At 66.9% G+C, this 18,373-nt stretch carries 16 protein-coding genes; 7 read left to right on the forward strand and 9 right to left on the reverse strand.

Annotated elements, in window-relative coordinates; all coding sequences use genetic code 11:
* The first annotated feature begins 103 nt into the window (after positions 1–103).
* The 6 genes from glf (at position 104) to QFZ69_RS05415 (ending at position 7,721) form a co-directional block, all read left to right on the forward strand.
* Positions 104–1,291: a UDP-galactopyranose mutase gene (gene glf, locus QFZ69_RS05390; protein ID WP_306916150.1), complete on the forward strand. Its 1,188-nt coding sequence runs from the start codon at positions 104–106 to the stop codon at positions 1,289–1,291.
* Positions 1,288–3,282, forward strand: a complete 1,995-nt coding sequence (locus QFZ69_RS05395) for a glycosyltransferase (protein ID WP_306916152.1) — start codon at positions 1,288–1,290, stop codon at positions 3,280–3,282. Before glf ends, QFZ69_RS05395 begins: the two co-directional genes overlap by 4 nt.
* Positions 3,283–4,152, forward strand: a complete 870-nt coding sequence (locus tag QFZ69_RS05400) for an ABC transporter permease (RefSeq protein WP_306916154.1) — start codon at positions 3,283–3,285, stop codon at positions 4,150–4,152. It abuts the gene before it with no gap.
* Position 4,153: 1 nt separating this feature from the next.
* Entirely contained in the window at positions 4,154–4,906 is a 753-nt protein-coding gene (locus QFZ69_RS05405) for an ABC transporter ATP-binding protein (RefSeq protein ID WP_306916156.1), read from the forward strand.
* Between the two features lie 93 nt (positions 4,907–4,999).
* On the forward strand, positions 5,000–7,075 hold the full coding sequence (locus QFZ69_RS05410; RefSeq protein WP_306916158.1) for a L,D-transpeptidase family protein: 2,076 nt from the start codon (positions 5,000–5,002) through the stop codon (positions 7,073–7,075).
* On the forward strand, positions 7,059–7,721 hold the full coding sequence (locus QFZ69_RS05415; RefSeq protein ID WP_306916160.1) for a hypothetical protein: 663 nt from the start codon (positions 7,059–7,061) through the stop codon (positions 7,719–7,721). The genes QFZ69_RS05410 and QFZ69_RS05415 overlap by 17 nt, the downstream gene beginning before the upstream one ends.
* Positions 7,722–7,739: 18 nt before the next feature.
* Here the strand turns inward: QFZ69_RS05415 and QFZ69_RS05420 are convergent, their stop codons facing one another.
* Positions 7,740–9,764 carry a DUF6541 family protein gene (locus QFZ69_RS05420; protein ID WP_306916163.1) on the reverse strand — a complete coding sequence of 675 codons (2,025 nt, stop codon included), beginning with the start codon at positions 9,762–9,764 and terminating at the stop codon, positions 7,740–7,742.
* Positions 9,765–9,824: 60 nt separating this feature from the next.
* Positions 9,825–10,694, reverse strand: a complete 870-nt coding sequence (gene rfbA / locus QFZ69_RS05425; RefSeq protein ID WP_306916164.1) for a glucose-1-phosphate thymidylyltransferase RfbA — start codon at positions 10,692–10,694, stop codon at positions 9,825–9,827.
* Positions 10,695–10,867: 173 nt separating this feature from the next.
* Between rfbA and QFZ69_RS05430 the strand changes: the two genes are divergently transcribed.
* Positions 10,868–11,950 carry an acyltransferase gene (locus tag QFZ69_RS05430; protein WP_306916166.1) on the forward strand — a complete coding sequence of 361 codons (1,083 nt, stop codon included), beginning with the start codon at positions 10,868–10,870 and terminating at the stop codon, positions 11,948–11,950.
* A 12-nt stretch (positions 11,951–11,962) separates the two neighbouring features.
* Here the strand turns inward: QFZ69_RS05430 and QFZ69_RS05435 are convergent, their stop codons facing one another.
* The 7 genes from QFZ69_RS05435 to QFZ69_RS05465 all read right to left on the reverse strand — a co-directional run bounded on the left by QFZ69_RS05435 (position 11,963) and on the right by QFZ69_RS05465 (position 18,301).
* A complete protein-coding gene (locus QFZ69_RS05435) occupies positions 11,963–12,856 on the reverse strand; it encodes a glycosyltransferase (RefSeq protein WP_306916168.1) in 894 nt (297 codons plus the stop codon).
* Between the two features lie 17 nt (positions 12,857–12,873).
* Complete coding sequence (locus tag QFZ69_RS05440; protein ID WP_306916169.1) at positions 12,874–13,968, reverse strand: NAD(P)-dependent oxidoreductase; 1,095 nt, start codon at positions 13,966–13,968, stop codon at positions 12,874–12,876.
* Positions 13,969–13,993: 25 nt separating this feature from the next.
* On the reverse strand, positions 13,994–14,881 hold the full coding sequence (locus tag QFZ69_RS05445) for a glycosyltransferase family 2 protein (RefSeq protein ID WP_306916172.1): 888 nt from the start codon (positions 14,879–14,881) through the stop codon (positions 13,994–13,996).
* Positions 14,882–15,322, reverse strand: coding sequence for a DUF2304 domain-containing protein (locus QFZ69_RS05450; protein WP_306916174.1), 441 nt, complete (start codon positions 15,320–15,322; stop codon positions 14,882–14,884).
* Between the two features lie 2 nt (positions 15,323–15,324).
* Positions 15,325–16,074 carry a glycosyltransferase family 2 protein gene (locus tag QFZ69_RS05455; protein WP_306916176.1) on the reverse strand — a complete coding sequence of 250 codons (750 nt, stop codon included), beginning with the start codon at positions 16,072–16,074 and terminating at the stop codon, positions 15,325–15,327.
* 78 nt (positions 16,075–16,152) lie between these two features.
* Positions 16,153–17,079, reverse strand: coding sequence for a glycosyltransferase (locus QFZ69_RS05460; RefSeq protein WP_306916178.1), 927 nt, complete (start codon positions 17,077–17,079; stop codon positions 16,153–16,155).
* Positions 17,066–18,301, reverse strand: coding sequence for a polysaccharide biosynthesis protein (locus QFZ69_RS05465; RefSeq protein ID WP_306916180.1), 1,236 nt, complete (start codon positions 18,299–18,301; stop codon positions 17,066–17,068). Before QFZ69_RS05465 ends, QFZ69_RS05460 begins: the two co-directional genes overlap by 14 nt.
* Positions 18,302–18,373 lie beyond the last annotated feature (72 nt).

Genomic DNA, 18,373 nt, shown 5'->3' on the forward strand with positions numbered 1-18,373 from the left:
CGGATCCGGGACCCCCGTCCTCGGTTCCGATCGAGCCTCGGGTAGGCTAGTGCAGCAGACAATGCGCAACATTGGGCTGCCCGCATTCGAACCAGGAGAGTTTGTGACCGCTGACCTCGTCATCGTAGGGTCGGGCTTCTTCGGCCTGACAATCGCAGAACAGGCCGCCACCGAGCTGGGCTTGAAGGTCGTCGTCGTCGACCGCCGCCACCACATCGGCGGCAATGCCTACAGCGAAAAGGAAGAACAGACCGGGATCGAGGTGCACCGCTACGGTGCGCACCTTTTCCACACGTCCAACGAGCGTGTGTGGGAGTACGTGAACCGCTTCACGACCTTCACCAGCTATGTGCACAAGGTGTACGGCGTGCACAAGGGCGAGGTCTACTCGCTGCCGATCAACCTGGCGACAATCAACCAGTTTTTCCGGGCCAACCTCACCCCCGGGCAGGCGCGCGAGCTGATCAAGGAACAGTCCGGCGAACTGGCCGGGACGGATCCGCAGAACCTCAACGACAAGGGCATCCAGCTCATCGGCCGGCCGCTCTACGAGGCGTTCATCAAGCACTACACCGGCAAACAGTGGCAGACGGATCCCAAGGACCTGCCCGCCGGCATCATCTCCCGACTCCCCGTGCGCTACAACTACGACAACAGGTACTTCAACGACAAGTACGAGGGCCTGCCGACCGGGGGCTACACGGCCTGGATCGAGAAAATGGCCGAGCACCCGAACATCGAGGTCCGGTTGAACACGGACTTCTTCGACGAGTCGCACGAGTACAGCAAGAACAAGGTCGTCGGCACCATCCCCGTCATCTACACCGGACCCGTGGACCGCTACTTCGACTACGCCGAGGGCGATCTCTCCTGGCGCACCATCGACTTCGAGGAAGAAGTGCTCGACGTCGGTGATTTCCAGGGAACGTCGGTGGTCAACTACAACGACGCCGACGTGCCCTACACCCGGATCATCGAGCCGCGCCACTTCCATCCGGAACGCGACTACCAGAACGAGAAGACCGTCATCATGCGTGAATTCTCGCGCGCCGCGGAAAAGGGCGACGAGCCCTACTATCCGATCAATACGGCCACGGACCGGGAGCGGCTGCTCAAGTACCGTGACCTGGCGGCCGCCGAGCAGGACGTCCTCTTCGGCGGACGGCTCGGTACCTACAAATACCTGGACATGCACATGGCCATCGGCTCGGCCCTGACCATGTTCGACAATCAGATCCGACCTCATTTCGAAGGCGGCGCCAAACTGGAAAGCGGAGGAGTGGACGCATGAGCGCTGCTATAGAGACAACAAACGGCTTCAACCCGATTCAGCGGGTCATCCTGCCCTCGACGGACCAGACGGACACGGTGCCGCTGTACGTCGATGCCGGCACCGCCAGCGGCATTCGGCTCCGGGAAAACGACGAGTTCGCCCGCACGCCCAAGCTGCTCGAAGACAAGCTCCAGATGTTCAGTTCGGAGAGCCGCGGAGCACACTTCGAAGACCTCCTGGGCCGGCACTCCATGCGGGTGCGCTCCGGCGAGCAGATCTCCTTCGGCACCTACTTCAACGCCTTCCCGGCCAGCTACTGGCGCCGGTGGACCTCGGTGCGGGACGTCCGCCTGGTCGTCGAGACGAGCGGCCCCGGAACGGTCACGGTCTACAAGTCCAACGCCCGCGGATCCGTACAGCGGGTTGACGGCAAGCACGTCGACGGCGAAACCACCTCCACGTTTGACCTTTCGCTCACGCCCTTCGGCGATGGAGGCTGGTACTGGTTCGACCTGGCCGCCAGCACGGGCGAACTGATCCTCAAGAGCGGCCAGTGGGAGACTTCGGGCGGCCCGGCCACCAAGGGCCAGGTCACCCTCGAAATCACCACCATGAACAAGCCCGATTTCTGCCTGAACAACGCCCGGATCCTGGCCGAGAACCCGGACGTCCTTGAGAACGTCAAGGAAATCCTGATCGTGGACCAGGGCACGCAGAAGGTCGAGGATCAGGAGGGCTTTGCCGCCGTCCGGGATGCCCTCGGCGGCAAGCTGCGGATCATCAACCAGGCTAACCTCGGCGGCTCCGGCGGCTTCGCCCGCGGCATGTTCGAGGCGGTGGAGAACGGGAGCGACTATGCTCTGCTGCTTGATGACGACATCGTCGTGGAACCCGAAAGCATCGTGCGGCTGCTGACGTTCGCCGACCACTGCCGCAAGCCCACGATTGTCGGCGGCCACATGTTCGACCTCTACAACCGCAGCATCCTGCACACCTTCGGCGAGGTTGTCGACCCCTACCGGATCGTCCCGGCACTACCCCATGCCGACATGGAGACGCGGCACGATTTCAGCGTCTCGAACCTGCGCCAGACTCCGTGGCTGCACCGCCGGGTGGACGTCGACTACAACGGCTGGTGGATGTGCCTGATCCCGACGAAGGTGATCCGGGAAATCGGGTTGTCGCTGCCGCTGTTCATCAAGTGGGACGACGCGGAATACGGGCTGCGCGCCCGCGAAGCAGGCTTTGCCACGGTGTCACTGCCCGGAGCCGCCGTCTGGCATGTGTCCTGGATAGACAAGGACGACCTCGTCGGCTGGCAGGCCTACTTCCACGCGCGCAACCGGCTGATCACCACCCTGATCCACAGCCCATACCCCAAGGGCGGCCGGGTGCTGCGCGAGTCTGTACAGACCGACGTCAAGCACCTCGTGTCAATGCAGTACTTTACCGAGCACGGGCGCATCGATGCGTTGCGCGATCTCCTGAAGGGCCCGGAGGATCTCCACAAGGTCCTGGGAACCAAGCTGCCGGAGATCAACGCCCTGAAGGCACAGTACCCGGACGCGCAGCTGAAGGAAGACGTGGATGACTTTCCGGCACCGAAGCTGGGTCGCGGACCCATGGGCGGCACCGTCGTGGGGCTGCCCAGCAAGAAGCAGCTGATTCCGTGGGGCATCAAGACGGTCGCGCGCCAGCTCATCAAGGCGCCGGGACCTGAAAGCGCCGAAAGGCCCCAGGGCTACCTGGCCCACCGGGACAACCGCTGGTACCGGGTGGCGCACTACGACAGCGTCGTAGTCACCAACGCGGAGGGCACCGGTGCGTCGTGGTACCAGCGCGACCCGAAGAAGCTGAAGTCGATGTTGACGGAAGCGACCATGTTGCACGCAAAGCTGTTCCGCGAATGGGACAACCTTGCCGGCCAGTACCGCCGCGCCGTGGCAGAGATCAGCTCGATTGACGCGTGGAAGAAGACCTTCGAGGCGCATTCCGGGGATGGCAACTAGATGGCAGGTCAGACCGACCAGCTCGTCAAACCCGGAAGCGGGCGGGGTCTCCTCGACGTCTACGGTGACCGGTTCCTGTTGAAGTTGCTGGTGCGCAAGGAAATCAAGGTGCGCTACCGCGGCTCGGTACTCGGGTTGCTCTGGTCGTACGTCAAGCCGCTCGTGCAGTTCCTGATCTACTTCGTGGCGCTGGGCATCTTCCTCAATCTCCAGCGGGGCACGCCGAACTATGCGATCTATCTGTTCGCCGGCATCGTCCTGGTGAACTTCTTCACGGAGTCGCTCTCGAACGCCACCCGCTCGATCGTGGACAACCGCGACCTGATCCGGAAGATCTACCTGCCGCGGGAACTTTTCCCGGTGTCCACGGTGTGGGTGTCGGCGGCCCATTTCCTGCCCCAGCTGCTGGTGCTGATCGGCGCCTGCCTGGTGGTGGGCTGGACGCCGTCGATCCTGCAACTGGCAGCCGTGGTCCTGATCTTCCTGATGGTCGCGGTGCTCGCGGCCGGCCTGGGCCTGATGTTCGGGGCGATCAATGTCTACTTCCGCGATTCCGAGAACATCGTGGACATGATCGTGATGATCGTGACCTGGGCGTCTCCGGTCCTGTATGTCTGGTCGATGGTCGAACGCGTGATGGGACCGTGGTTCTGGATCTACCAGCTGAACCCGATGACGGTCGCCGTCGAAGTTTTCCACTGGGCCTTCTGGGAACCGACCCTCAAAGCAGACCAGCTCGTGCCCGGCACCATGCCGCCAGACCTGCTGACTCTCTGGCTTCCCGTCGCCATGCTGGTAACGATCGTGGTCCTGTTCCTCGGACAGCTGACGTTCCGCCGGCTCGCCGTCCACTTTGCCCAGGAGCTCTAAGATGACAGCCCACGGACACGTCGCGATCAGCTGCGAAAGCCTCCGGAAGCAGTTCGTTCTGCGTCACACCCGGTCCCTGAAGGAAGCCCTCGTGTGGCTCGTGAAGGGTCGCAAGGGGGACCTGTCAAAGAAATTCCTTGCCCTGAAGGACGTCTCCCTTGAGGTCAAACAGGGCGAGACGGTTGCCCTGCTGGGGCTCAACGGTTCGGGCAAGTCGACCCTCCTGAAGCTGATCTCCGGCGTGCTGCAGCCCGACGGCGGGATGGTGCGCACCAGGGGCCGCGTCGCGGGACTGATCGAGGTCGGCGCCGGCTTCCACCACGACCTCAGCGGACGGGACAACGTCTACCTCAACGGCGCGATCCTCGGCATGACCGAGAAACAGATCGACGAGAAGTTCGACTCGATCGTGGAATTCTCCGAAATCGGGGAGTTCATCGACACGGAGGTGAAGTTCTACTCCTCGGGCATGTACCTCCGGCTCGCGTTCTCCATCGCGGTGCACACCGACCCTGAAGTCTTCCTCATCGACGAGATCCTCGCCGTGGGCGACGAGCCGTTCCAGCGAAAATGCATCGCCAAGATCAAGGAACTCTCGGACAAGGGCAAGACGCTGTTCGTGGTCAGCCACGACCTGGACCTGGTCGCGACCGTCTGTGAACGCGGCGTGCTCCTGGAGCACGGCGAGATCGTCATGGACGGGGAAGTGCACGAGGTCGTCGGCGAACTCCGGCGGAGGTCCGTCTCGCTGTAACGGCGTGGCCGCGTTCCGCCCCGCCAGGGCGTCCGCTAGGCTTGGGCCGAAACGGGGGGTTGAGCCCCGTCCTTGGGGGAGGCGGGAGCAAAGATGGCTGTTGTTGGTTCCAACGAGCGAGGAAACAGGCGCCGGAGGTTCGCCTGGCCGGCATCGCTGAGGTTAGCCACGAAAGCGGCGGCGCTCACGGTCACAGCCGGCATCCTGGCGGCCAGCCTGGCGCAGGGTGCCCTGGCAGCCGACGACACGAAGGACCCTGCACCGACGCAGCAGTCCACCGGCCAGCCCACAGCGGCGACACCGGCAGCGGCGACACCGGCTGCGACGCAGCCGGCCGATGCGTCCGGCACTGCGGCGGCACCGACGCCGGCCGCCACAGACGCCGCACCCGCCACGGACGCCGCACCCGCCACGGACGCCGCACCCGCGCCTGCTACCGCACCCGCGCCGACGGCTGCCCCATCCCGGACCACCATGCCCGCGGTGCCCTCCGCCAAGGCGACGCCTGCAACCCCGGCTCCGGCCGCCACTGCGGCTGAAGCCGGGTTCAATGTGCCCGGGGCAATCGGAGCCGAATACAAGCGCCTGGGCGGTTCCGCCGGAGCCGTCGGGCCGGCAACCGCGAGCCAGGAGTGCGGGCTGGGCGGGGGAGGCTGCCTGCAGACTTTCGCCAACGGCACGATCCTCTGGAGCGCCGCCACCGGCGCCCACCTGCTCGCCGGCGCCATCGAGACCGGCTGGCTGAAGTACGGGGGCTCGAAAAGCTATCTGGGTTACCCCCTCGCGGCCGCCGGCTGCACCGGGGCGCGCCCGGTCTGCCACCAGAAGTTCCAGCGCGGAAGCCTGTACAACGTCCCCGGCACCGGAACCTACCCGGTGTGGGGCGGCATCAACGCCACGTACGAATCCCTTGGCGGCATCAAGGGCTACCTCGGCTACCCCAAGGAAGCAGAGAAGTGCGGCCAGCCCGCTGCCGGCCATTGCATCCAGCACTTCCAGCGCGGCCTGATCTACTACGGTCCCGGCGGTACCTGGCAGATCTGGGGCGCCGTCGGCGCAGCCTACGACAGCCTGGGCGGCCCGGGCAGCTACCTCGGCTACCCCACCGGCGCCGAGAAATGCGGACTTGCGGGCGGGGCCTGCCGGCAGAGTTTCCAGCGGGGATCCGTCTACTTCGCCCCCGGCGCCGGGACCTTCCCGGTCTGGGGCGCCATCAATGCAAAGTACGAGGCCCACAGGGGGAGCAGCGGCTACCTCGGCTACCCCACCGGCGCCGAGAAGTGCGGGCTGCGCGGCGGCGGCTGCTCCCAGTCCTTCCAGCGCGGCAACGTCTACTACGCGGCCGGGGCAGGCACCCAGGCCGTCTGGGGCGGCGTCGGACAGTTTTACTCGGCACGCAAGGCCCAGGACGGCGCCCTCGGCTACCCGACCACGGCCGAGGCCTGCGACCGGAGCGGTTTCTGCAGCCAGTCCTTCCAGTACGGCGTCCTGCAGTGGATTCCCGGAACCGGGGTCCGGTACCGGATCAGCACCGCGGCCTACTGCCCGGCCATCTCCACCGGCGCCGTGAAATACCGTACCGCCGACGCATCACGGGTCACCTTCGCCATCGCCGACGAATACCGCTCCACCCGTATCAACTTCATCACCTGCGTCCGCCAGGCCGACGGCTCCTACGCGAAGGAATGGGGAGCGCTGGGTTCCGCGGGCGAATCGGGCTTCGCCGGCCCCGGTGCCGCTACCGGTCCGACCTGGCAGAAATACTCGCCCACGGGATCCTTCACCGTCACGGAAGCCTTCGGGCTAGGCAACCCGGGGACCGCGCTGGCCTACCGCAAGCTCAATCCCTACTCGCGCTGGGGCGGGCAGCTGAACGGAAACTATAATAAGTATTTCGAGTCCAGCGCCGACGTCTTCCCGGACGAGAACATGTGGTACTTCGCAACACGCCCGTCCCGCGACTATCGCCAGGGTGTCGTCATCAACTACAACCGGCCACCGGATGCGCCGATCAGGATGAACGCAGGTTTCGCCATCTTCCTGCACGGGAACAACGTCCCGACGTGGGGTTGCATCTCGCTCAACGACGGCGACCTCCTGCAGTACCTGCGAACCGCGAATCCCGGAGACCGCTTCGTCATGGGAGTCGCTTATGACATCTTCAACTAGCCACGGCCGCCGGGCCGCCGCCGGAGCCTGCCAGATGGTGCTGCTAGGCAGCCTTTTCCTGGGCGCCTGCACGGCCGCGCCGGGTCCGGCGCCGGACGCAACAGCGTCGGCTCCGACGTCGGCCCCGACGCCGACCGGGACGTCCGGTGTCGCCCCGGGCAGCGAGCCGCTCACCCACGACGGCCGCACGGTGCTGCCGTCGGCCGGGGACGACTGCACGCGCCCTTCAGTAGCAGAGATCCAGCGCGTGCTCGGAGATGCCGGCCAGGGCGCGCAGCCGGCCGACGTGGCGGCATCGTCGAGGGACGGACTCGTCCAGCTCGACTGCACGTTCGCGCTGGCTCCGGCCGGGTCCGGGCAGGCCGCCGACCCGGGGAATTCCTTGATCGTGGCCACCACGACCGCCAGGGACCAGTCCGTTCTCGACCAGCTGGGGCTGCCGCGGCTGATGATGTCGCCCGAGCCGGTTCCCGGACTGGGCAGCAAAGCCTGGTACTCACTCAACCGCCTCACCGACACCACCGAATACGTCCTCGAAGTGTTGGACGGCCTGACTGTCGTGCGGGTCACCCTGGCCCGTCCGGCGGACGCTCCGGCGGTTGCGAATCCGAAAGACAAACTGGCCGCACTGGCCCCGCTCGGCTGATCCGGAGGCAGGACTCTGCTAGCGGCAGGCAGTCACTTCATACAGCCGGGCCGGGCCGTCCGACAGCACGAGCCTCACGGCGAGCGAGTTGTTGAGGTTCTGGAGGCCGGGGAACGGATGGTTCCCGAAGTGGACTTCATTGGAGCCGAAGTCCAGGACGTACCGGACGCCGGTGGCGGCCAGGGCCGCACAGACGGCCGGATCGCGGTCTGCGTCGCGCAGCTTCCGGTTCAGGAGCTCGACGTCGGCCGTGTTGGCGGTGAGGATGTGCTTGGCGGTGGTTTCCCGGTGGGCCAGGGCGTAGGCCAGCGCTCCCCCCGTCCACGGGTTGACGGCAATGGTGGCGTCCGCCGGCACGATCCCATCCAGCCGGTCGATGATGCGCTGCTCGGCGGCCGTGATGAGCAGGGAGTGGTCCGTCTCCCGGTAGTTCTTCTGGGCGGACGCGATCGCGGTCCGCATGGAGGGGACCTGGGCGGCAATAAACGCCGCCACGAGCAGGCCGCTGATAATCCTGAAGGCAAGCCTGCCACGGTTCCCGTCCGGCTGGCGCGCTGTTCCGGCCCGCCGTGAGCCTGCCAGCCTGTCCGTCGTCCGGCGAAGCCAGAGCACCAGGGTATCGACCGCGACGGCGGCGAACGGCAGCGCCGTCAGCGGAAGCAGCGCGGCGATCCTGTTGCTGTCGTTGTACCAGATACCGGTAAGCGCGCTGCGGACATCGCCCTTCAGGGTGCCGGACACGGTGACGTAAAGCACCGCCGTGATGACGAAGCCGGCGAGCATCCAGGTCCTGCCGCCGCGCCGCCAGCACAGGAACAGCCCCAGCAGCATCAGGACGCTGACGCCGACGGCTGCCGGACGGTCAACGGCGCCGTTCGTGACAATATCGAAGACGGCCCCGCGGGGCGTCTGCGGCGGGGGCCAGAAAGCGGCATCCTCCGGAGGGCGGGCGTTCGTCCACAGCACAGGCAGGGCCACGGCCGCGGCGGCCAAGCCGAGCGTCGCGAGAATCCACTGTGTCCGGTGCTCGCGACGCTGGTTGCTGGGCCCGAGATAACTCCGGACGTAGGCCTGCAGCACAATCGGCACCGAGAGGATCACGAGCGACATGAAACCGTTGGGGTGGGCCAGGGCAAGCCCCGGAATGATCAGCAACGGCAAGGCGAACCCGGGCAGGGGCGGCCATTGCAGGTGGCGTGCGACCCGAAACAGCACCGCGACGCTGGCCAGGGCGGCGGGCAGCACGCTGATGGCCAGGAAGTTCGGATAGAGGACCCCGAAATCCAAGGGCAGGATCGGGAACGCCGCAAAGGCCGCGGCCAGGATTCCGGCGGCTCCGACGGCCAATGGCCGGTTGCCTGCCACCGTCCGCGTCAGCATCATGCAGCCCAGCGGCCACACCAGTGCTGCGACCGCCATATTCAGGACGTTGACTGCCGCGGTGATCGGAAGGCCGGTCAGTTGGATCAGGGCCGCGGCCAGGCCATGCCAGGCGGCGGGATAGAAATAGGGCGCTGCATCGCCACTGGTCATCTTCGACATCGTCAACGAGGAGGCGTTGCCGGTGTCGAGGATGTACCGCACGCTGTTGAGGTGGAACACATTGTCGAACGTCTGCGAGAGGTTTTCCGGCGTGATGAACGCAAGGGCCAGTTCGACGAGGATCAGCGCGGCGCCCGCGACAAAGGCCGCGGCAACCCAGCCGCCCGTTCGGTTCCGGGTTGCTTCTGCCCCGGCTGTTCGTGTCCGGGCGAGCAGGTCCGCGAAGGAACTGCGCAGGCTGGTCCCTTCGTGGACCCGCCGTATCGCGAGGACGAGGGCGGTCAGGAGGATGCTGCCGGCCAGGACGGCGGCAGCGGACCAGGGGAGGCCCACAAACGGCAGCAGGACGGCCAGCACGGACGCAATAGAGACCGTGACGGGCGCGGCCAGGGCCGCCGCCGGCAGGCCCCGGAGGCCCAGGGCCACCGTAACCAGACCGCCGGGCAGCAGAAGGAACAAGGCCGCTGCCGCCACGAAGGGGAGCGTTTGCAGCCAGCTCACGATTTTGGCCGCAGGGTAATCACGGCGCGCCGAACAGGCGGCGCGGTGAAAGCGGACACGTCAGATGGTCTGGTCGAGAAGCCCCAGCAGGTACGCCCCGTAGCCGCTCTTGACCAGGGGTTCGGCGCGCTGGCGCAGTTCGTCGTCACTCAGGAAGCCAAGGCGCCAGGAGATCTCCTCGGGGGCCCCGATCTTCAGGCCCTGGCGGTTTTCGACCGTGCGGATGAAGTTGGAGGCGTCGCTGAGGTCGTCAAAGGTGCCGGTGTCCAGCCACGCGGTGCCGCGGGGCAGGATCTCGACCTGCAGCTTGCCCCGTTCCAGGTAGGTGCGGTTGACGTCCGTGATTTCAAGCTCGCCGCGCGGGGAGGGCTTGAGGTTCTTTGCGATCTCGATGACGTCGTTGTCGTAGAAGTACAGGCCGGGAACGGCGTAGTGGCTGCGCGGCTTCTCGGGCTTCTCTTCGAGCGAGAGGGCCTTGCCTGCAGAGTCGAATTCCACGACACCGTAGGCCTTGGGATCCCGCACCCAGTAGCCGAAGACGGCGCCGCCGTCGATGTCGGCGTGCCGGCGCAGCTGGGTGCCCATGCCCTGGCCGTAGAAGATGTTGTCGCCCAGGACCAGCGACACGGTCTCGTTGCCGATGTGCTCGGCCCCCAGGATAAACGCCTGCGCCAGGCCGTCCGGCGAGGGCTGCTGGATATAGGTGAGGTTCACGCCGAACTGGGATCCGTCGCCCAGGAGCCGCTTGAACTGCTCCGCATCATGGGGCGTGGTGATGATGAGGATGTCCCGGATCCCGGCCAGGATCAGCGTTGACAAGGGGTAATAGATCATCGGCTTGTCATAGACGGGTACGAGCTGCTTGCTGATCCCATGGGTGATGGGGTGAAGCCGGGATCCAGTGCCGCCGGCCAAGATTATTCCACGCATGGGCCCAATCCTCCCGTACCGGGGGCCGCGACAGCAAACCAGGGGACGCCCCGGCCGGCCCGGCGTCCGGTCTCCGGCCCGCCCGGCGGGGTTTCCAATACCGCCCCGGCATGGCGGCAGAAGGCCAGAAGGTAGAATTGACGGCTGGACCAACTGATGAAGGAAGCCCGCGATTGAGCGCAGCCGTACTGACACCTAAAGCACTTCCGAGCCCGGACATCGGGAGCCGGCTGGATCCCCGGCGGAACAGCCTGAACCTGATCAGGCTTGTGCTGGCGTTCTCGGTCCTGCTCGCCCACAGCTGGCACATCGTCGGAGACGGGGCGGGCTGGGGTTTCCGCGGCGAAAACCTCGGCGGCTGGGCGGTGGCCGGGTTCTTCGGCATCAGCGGGTACCTCATCACGGCCAGCCGCTTCGGCAACCGGATCGGCCCGTACCTGGTCCACCGTGTCGCCCGGATCTTCCCGGCCTTCATCGTGTGCCTGCTGGTCATGGCCTTCGTGTTCGCCCCGGTTGCCTACGCCTTCCAGCACGGCTCGCTGAGCGGCTTCCTGCAGACCCCGACAACGCCGCTGAACTCCGTGTTCGCGAACCTGTCGCTGCGGATCGTCAGCTACGACATCGCCGGAACACCCGCCGGCGTGCCGTACGCCGGCGCCTGGAACGGCTCGCTCTGGACCCTTTATTTCGAGTTCCTGTGCTACCTGCTGGTGGGGCTGATGGGCTTCCTGCCGATCATGAAGAAAACCCCCTGGCCGGTGATTGCCGCCTTCGCCGGAAGTGTCCTGGTGTGGGCCAACGTGGGTCTGATCAAGCCCTATCTGCAGTCGAACCTGGACTTTGAGCTCGCCGCCCGGCTCGTCCCCTTCTTCCTGGGCGGCGCCGTAGTGCAGGTGCTCAGCCACCGGTTCGGCATCCACAGGATCGCCGGCCCGGCGTCGCTCGGCGTTGCCGCGCTGTCCATCCTCTTCGTGGACGGGTTCGGCGGACAGCTGGCCGCGCCCTTCATCGCCTACGGTCTGCTGTGGATCTCCACCTGGCTGCCCCAGCCCGCCATCGTGGCCCGCCATGACATCTCTTATGGCGCCTACATCTACGCGTTTCCGGTCCAGCAGCTGCTGGCCGTCTTCGGCGCCTACCACTGGGGCGTCTGGTGGTTCACCGTGGCCGCGACCCTCTGCACCATCCCGCTGGCAGCCGCCAGCTGGCTGTTCGTTGAGCGGCCGGTCATGCGGCGGGCCAAGAAGAGCGGCTAAAGCGCGCAGGACCTAACGTTCAGGGCGCGGGCCGGAGATGCCGCGGACACCGTCGGCGATGCCCCGCACCGCGTTGGCCAGGCGGACACGACGGCCAGGGGCCAGGAGCGTGACGAGGGCCAGATGGCGGTAGTCGGCCAGGAATCCCTTGACAGTCCAGAGCGGGAAGCGCCGGGCGTATTGCCGCGCCAGCAGGAGCCGGTTCCGGAACAGGTAGTAGTACCGCCAGTCCGCGGCGGTACGGACGTTCAGCGTCTTAGTGCCGAGCAACAGTTCCTTGCCGAACACGCTGGCCGCGGACTGGCTGCCCAGCGAGTGGTCCAGGGCCGCATCGGCGGCGAGGACGGTCCGGAGGCCCTGGTCCTCGCAGCGGAGGTAGAACTCGCTGTCCACCCCGTCGATGAACAAGGTGCTCTGGAACAGGCCGAGCCGCTCGAGCACCGGGACCGGGATGAGCAGTCCGGACTGGATCGGCTCCCCGCCGAGCTGGACGCCGTTCCGGACCGGCCCGCGGCGGACCGGGATACCCCGCACGGAGCCTGGGGCCACCATGCCCACGGAGACGCCGGCGTGCTGCGCGGCCGTTGCGGCGGAGAGCAGGGCGTCCACGTACCCGGCGTCCAGCAGGGAGTCCTGGTCCATGGTCAGGACGTAGTCGGGCTTCGGTCCGGCCGTGAGGGCCTTCGTGATGCCCGCGTTCAGCGCCGCGGCGATGCCGGAATTCTGGGGCAGCCGCTCAACGAGGCAGCCCTGTTCGGCCAGCCTGGCCAGGATCGGGGCCGGATCCTGGGGGCTGCCGTCGTCGACGACGATGACCGCGTCAACCTGGGCCAGCAGCGCCGCGGCGTTCGCGAGCACACTGTCGGTGGGGTTGAAAAGAGAAACAACGGCGGCAGTCGCAGGCATGCTGGGATCCGTTTCCGTCAGGCAGGCTCGACGCCGGGCTGGGCGTCGATCCAGTTCGCGAGGCGGTCGATGCCCTGGGCAAGGTTGTACTGCGGGGTCCAGCCGAGGACTTCCTTGGCTGCCGTGATGTCGGCCCAGGCGTGGCGGACGTCGCCCTGGCGGTACTGTCCGGTCACGTGCGGCTCCGGCGCGTGGTAGTGCGCCGCGATCAGCTGCGCGGCCGTGCCGATGGTCTGGTACTCACCGGAGCCGATGTCCATCGGCTCGCCCTGGACGGTGGGGGAGACCGCGCCGGCGACGATCGCGGCGGCGACGTCGTCGATCAGGATGAAGTCGCGGCGGACCTCGCCATCCTCGTAGAGCGGGATGGACTTGCCGCCCATGGCCATCCGGCAGAACAGGCTCATGATGCCGGTGTACGGGTTGATCAGGGACTGGCCGGGACCGTAGACGTTCTGCAGCCGCAGAATCACGGTTTCGACGCCGTAGGACTTCGCCCACGCCTGCAGGACGTGTTCCTGGGCCAGCTTCGTGGCACCGTAGACGCTGACCGGCGCGGGAAAGGTCTCGGAGGCTTTCATGGCCAGGGGGGTCGCGCCGGGGAAGTCCCACTGCGCCTGGTCCAGGGTGGCACTGGTGCGCTGGCCCGGGTAGAACGGTTTGCCGCTGGAGTCCCTCCACGCGCCCTCGCCGTAAACGGCGCGGCTGGAGGAGAGCACGATCCGGCGCGGCAGCTTGCCGTGGCGGTTGAGGCCATCGAGCAGCTGGGAGGTGCCGACGACGTTGACGTGCGTATGCCGCGTCGATTCCTCCAGCGACTGGCCCGTTCCGGTCTCGGCGGCCAGGTGGATGACGACGTCGGGGGAGTGCTGGGCGAGCACGTGGTCCCAGGTCACGGCTTCGGCCACGTCGGCCACGATGAGTTCGGCCCGGGTATCGAGTTCGGCGGGCCGTTCACCGGTCGCGTGGATCTGCGGGTGCAGGCTGTCCACCACCACGACGCGGTCGAAGGCGTCCGCGAGCGACGCGGAAATGGCGCAGCCGATGAAGCCGGCGCCGCCGGTGACCAGTACGGTCCCGCCGGGGCGGGCAGGGGTTTCGGGAGCAGTCACAGCGGACCTTTCGTAGCGGGGGAGGTTACTTGCCGAAGGAGTGGCGCACGAGGGCGCTGACGGCTGTGGAATTGCGGGCCAGGAGCGCCTGGGGCAGCAGGGAGGCGGCATGGGCGCGGGAGGTGAGCCTCAGCCTCGCGGAGCGGGCGGCCCGGTGCCAGCCGAGGTCCTCGGCCTGGGCGGCCGCGACAGCGAAGTACTCGCGTTCGCCGGCGAACCGTGAACCGTCGATCAGCTTTGTGGAGGATGCACTGTTGGAGTGCCGGCGGTACTGGAAGCAGACGGCCGGTTCAACCAGCAGCTGGTCGCCCTTGTAGATCATGTCCATGATGAGGGCGAGATCCTGGATGATCGGGAAACCGTCGCGGAAATCGACTTCGCGGATCTTGTCGGTCCGGAAGGCGAGCGAAGGCCAGTACAGCCAGTCCCCGTGCATGAGGTTCGTCGCGATCGCCTCGCCCGAGATGAGTTGATGGCCGCCCCCGCGGGGCCGGATGATCTTTTGCTTGACGGAGTCCGCCAGGGTGGCCACGACCTGGCTCTTCTCGTCAATGACCTGCACGCCGGGCTGGATGATGGCAGCGTCCGGGAACCGCTTGTGGGCGGCCAGGATCACGTCGACGTAGTTCGGCAGGAGGACATCGTCGCAGCCGAGGATCACCAGGACTTCCTGGCTGGCCATGGACACGCAGGTGCGGTAGTTCTCCGTGATGCCGGCGTTGACGTCCTTGCGGATGTACGTGACGCGTTCGTCCTGGATTCCGGCAAGGTACTCGGAAATTTCCAGGCCGGGGTAGGCGTCGTCGACGACGGTCAGCAGCCAGTCCCCGTTCTCCTGGGACAGGACACTTTCGACGGTTTCCTTCATGTAACCGGGGTCGCCCCAGTAGGGGATGAAAATATCGAGGGGCATCTAGGAATCCGAGCTTTCAGTGGGACGGTCGGTGGTCGGTGCAGGGGCGGGGCATCCGGAACGGGGTTCCGGGCCGGCCGCGCTCAGGGAGGACACGCTGGCGCGGCGCTCCAGGGCTTCGAGCTGGGTCCGGAGAATGGCCACTTCCTCCGCGAGGGTCCGGGTTTCGTCCTCAACGACCGAGATCTCCCAGGACAGGTGCAGGCAGACGCCGAGCAGCATCAGGATGCTCAGGGCGAAGAGCAGGTTGGAGGGGACCTGCACGCCCACGTATTCGGCGACGATGTTCAGCAGCCGCGGAAAGGCGGCGAGGACCAGGGTGGCCACGCCGACAACCAGCCAGAGCACGGCGTACTTCTCCCGGAGCTTCTTGCGCCGGAGCATCTCGATGACCAGGGCCACGATGACGAGCGCGAGCAGGAAGGCGGCGAAATTTCCCATCCCTAGGCTCCTGTGTGCTGGGTTGCCGGGACGGTAAGCCGGGTGGGTTTTCTGGTCAGGGCGAAGAGCAGCGCGAACACGGACCTTCCAAGGTAGATTGCGGCCTTGAGCGGGTTGTGGCTCGGCTTGCCGCCCTGGCGCGCGCGCATTTCCACCGGAACCTGGGTGACGGTGCAGCCGGAGCGGATCGCCACGACGAGCGAGTCGATGGTGTCCCCCAGGTATTCGGCCGGATAGTGGTCGAGGTACTGGGCGACGGCCCGCTCGTTGGCGGCCCGGAACCCGCTGGTGACATCCGTCAGCCTGGTTTTGGCAAGGGAGGAGATGACTTTGGCGAGCAGCTGCATGGCCCACTTGCGGGGCCCGGTGACCTTGTATGCCCCGCGGTCAGCGAAGCGGGCACCGATGGAGATGTCCGCGTGCTGCAGGCCGGCAAGTACTTCGTCGATATTCCGGGGATCGTGCTGGCCGTCGGAGTCGACCTGGATCACCTGGACGTAGCCGAGGCGGCGGGCGTACTTGAATCCGGCCCGCATGGCACCCCCGACGCCGAGGTTGAAGGGCAGGTTCAGTACGGTTGCACCGGCGGCCGCGGCCTGCTCCGCCGTCGAGTCCGTGGAACCGTCGTTGACGACCAGCACGTCGTACCGGGCGTTCGTGTCGAGGACCTCCCGCACCGTGCTGCCGACGACGTCGCCTTCATTCCAGGCAGGCATGATGACCAGAACGCGCGGTGAGGGTAGGGGTTCCATATTGTCCAAACTATATCAATTGCCTAAGGGTGCCCCGGTGGCAGCCGCCGTCCCGGGTCGCGCCGTTCACCGCGGGTGTCACCGCAGGCGCCGCTCCAGGTCAGCAGGGATGCGCCCGGTGGTGCCGCGGAGGGCGTCTCTGAATCCGGCAGCGGCGGCTTTGAGGAGGCCCGCCCGTCCGGAGCTGAACGCGAACCGGAGGAGGTGCGCTTTGCATTCCTCGAGCAGGCGCCGCAGCACCCAGCGGGGGTCCTTCAGCAGATAGCGCCGGGTCAGCAGGGTGCCGTTCCGGGCGATGTAATAGACCCGGCTGGGGGAGTGGTAGTTGTAGGAGATGTCGCGCCCCAGGATCTTCAGCGGCCGGCCGAAGAGCCGTCCGGGCTGGCGCTGGCCCAGGTCGTGGACCATGTCGCAGCCCGCCCCGACCAGGACCGCGAGGCCCGCGGTGCGCGTGCGCATGGTGAATTCCGAGTCGACGCCGTCGATGAACAGGTCCTCTTCGAACGGCCCGACATTTTCCACCGTGGAGCGGGGGATCAGGAAGCCGGACTGCATCGGATCGAAGGCATGCACGAACTCGCCGTGCCTGTGCAGCACCGGGATGGGATGGCCGCTGTAAGAGGCGGCGGTGACGAATCCGACCGCGATTCCGGCCGACGTTGCCCGGGCGAAGCCGGTCAGGCCGCGCCGGACGTAGTCGTCCGCCGGCTGGGAATCCTGGTCCAGGGTGAGGAAGAAATCGGGATTCCACCGGGACCTTGCGGCCGCGACGCCGGCGTTCAGGGCGGCGGCGATGCCGGTGTTCTCCGACTGCCGGACGACGGTTGCGCCGGCGTCGGCCAATGCTGCCAGCACCTCTTCGGAGCCGGCCGGGGACCCGTCGTCGACGACGACGACGTGGGACACCTGCTCGAGGAGGGACCGGACGGTGCCGGCCAGGGACGGGTCCGGCCGGTAGGCGGCGACGACGGCCACGACTGTCGGGGTGGGGTCATTCAGCGTCAACGGATTCTCTGCTTTCTTTTACGAGCAGCTTCGACCCCGGGATCAGCAGGGTTCCAAAGAGAATGGCCTCGCTGAGGGCCATGCCCAGGGCTATGCCGGGGGCGTTGCCAGCGGCGCCTGCCCAGATCATGACGGCGATGCCGAAGGCGGCGGAAATGAGGGTCCAGCGCAGCACCAGCTTCTGCTGGCCTGCCGGGATCAGCAGGTTGCGGATGAACGGGGTGCTGGCGCTGAGGAAGAGAAAGGCGAGCCCGTAGTAGAAGCACAGCTCGGTGGTTGCCTGCGCCTTGCCCGCGAACAGGAAACTGCTGACGAACGGTCCGGCCGCGGTCAGGATCGCCGCGCCGAGGACGCCGAGCCCGGCATGGGCCCAGATGGCGGCGAGATGACGGCGCCGGCGCCCGGAAACGCCCCGTTCGATCGTCCATCCCTGGAAGGCGTTGCCGAGGGCCACGACGGTGAACAGCCCGAAGCGGTAGAGCGTGTCCGCCGTCGCCAGGCTCCCGGAGGCTGCCGGCGCGGTGGTGGCCGTGGCAATCGGCGTGGGGGTGGACGCATAGGCGTTGCCCGCAAGGCTGATGCCCGCGGTCCGGCCCTGCGCCGCAAGCTCCCGGAAGGTTCCGCGCAGGTCCCGGGGCAGCCAGCTGCCGCCGGGGGAAAAGGCCCGGTGGAACATCACGAGGGACGCGACGCCGGTGGCCGCCATCAGACCTGTGTAGTACCAAAGCTGGTTGCTGAGCAACAGCAGCGGGACCGCGAGGGCGGTGGCCACAAACCGGGGAACGGTGTCGTAGAGGGCGAGCAGCTTCGGCTGCCCCAGGCCGATGCAGAACCAGGCGGGTGACATCCCGGCGATGGCGACGGCCCAGGCCATCGCGACGGCCTGCCAGCGGAAACCGGGGACGGCAACCAGTGCCGCTACCGCGGCGGCGGCCGGCAGGGTGACGGCAAACAGGACCAGCCGGGTCCGGACGCTGCGCAGATAGACGGCGGCCCGCTCCCCGGCGCCGGCCGCCCGGGCGACGGCAACGGGCCCGTCCACATTCCAGCCCCACATCAGGACCGTGGCGGCGAAGGTGCCGATTGCCTGTCCCGAGATCACGCTGGAGATCCCTGCCCCGCCGACGACGTTTGAGACCACGGGGAGGAGCAGGAGGGGCGTGATCAAGGACAGCAGGGGCAAAACCGTGAACCCGGAAAGTCGAAGCAGTACGGTTTTCATTCGCGCCGGAATCCTTGGTTCAGTAACATCGTCCCCCGATCCTACGGGATTCCCGGGCCCCGACGGGGGTCA

Source organism: Arthrobacter sp. V1I7 (assembly GCF_030817015.1).
In the GTDB taxonomy this organism is placed as follows: Bacteria; Actinomycetota; Actinomycetes; order Actinomycetales; family Micrococcaceae; genus Arthrobacter.

Coding starts and splice junctions, on each gene's coding strand:
- QFZ69_RS05450 (WP_306916174.1), bottom strand. CDS start 15,322: ATGGGAAATTTCGCCGCCTTCCTGCTCGCGCTCGTCATCGTGGCCCTG.
- QFZ69_RS05410 (WP_306916158.1), top strand. CDS start 5,000: ATGGCTGTTGTTGGTTCCAACGAGCGAGGAAACAGGCGCCGGAGGTTC.
- QFZ69_RS05445 (WP_306916172.1), bottom strand. CDS start 14,881: ATGCCCCTCGATATTTTCATCCCCTACTGGGGCGACCCCGGTTACATG.
- rfbA (WP_306916164.1), bottom strand. CDS start 10,694: ATGCGTGGAATAATCTTGGCCGGCGGCACTGGATCCCGGCTTCACCCC.
- QFZ69_RS05415 (WP_306916160.1), top strand. CDS start 7,059: ATGACATCTTCAACTAGCCACGGCCGCCGGGCCGCCGCCGGAGCCTGC.
- QFZ69_RS05455 (WP_306916176.1), bottom strand. CDS start 16,074: ATGGAACCCCTACCCTCACCGCGCGTTCTGGTCATCATGCCTGCCTGG.
- QFZ69_RS05405 (WP_306916156.1), top strand. CDS start 4,154: ATGACAGCCCACGGACACGTCGCGATCAGCTGCGAAAGCCTCCGGAAG.
- QFZ69_RS05435 (WP_306916168.1), bottom strand. CDS start 12,856: ATGCCTGCGACTGCCGCCGTTGTTTCTCTTTTCAACCCCACCGACAGT.
- QFZ69_RS05465 (WP_306916180.1), bottom strand. CDS start 18,301: ATGAAAACCGTACTGCTTCGACTTTCCGGGTTCACGGTTTTGCCCCTG.
- QFZ69_RS05395 (WP_306916152.1), top strand. CDS start 1,288: ATGAGCGCTGCTATAGAGACAACAAACGGCTTCAACCCGATTCAGCGG.
- QFZ69_RS05400 (WP_306916154.1), top strand. CDS start 3,283: ATGGCAGGTCAGACCGACCAGCTCGTCAAACCCGGAAGCGGGCGGGGT.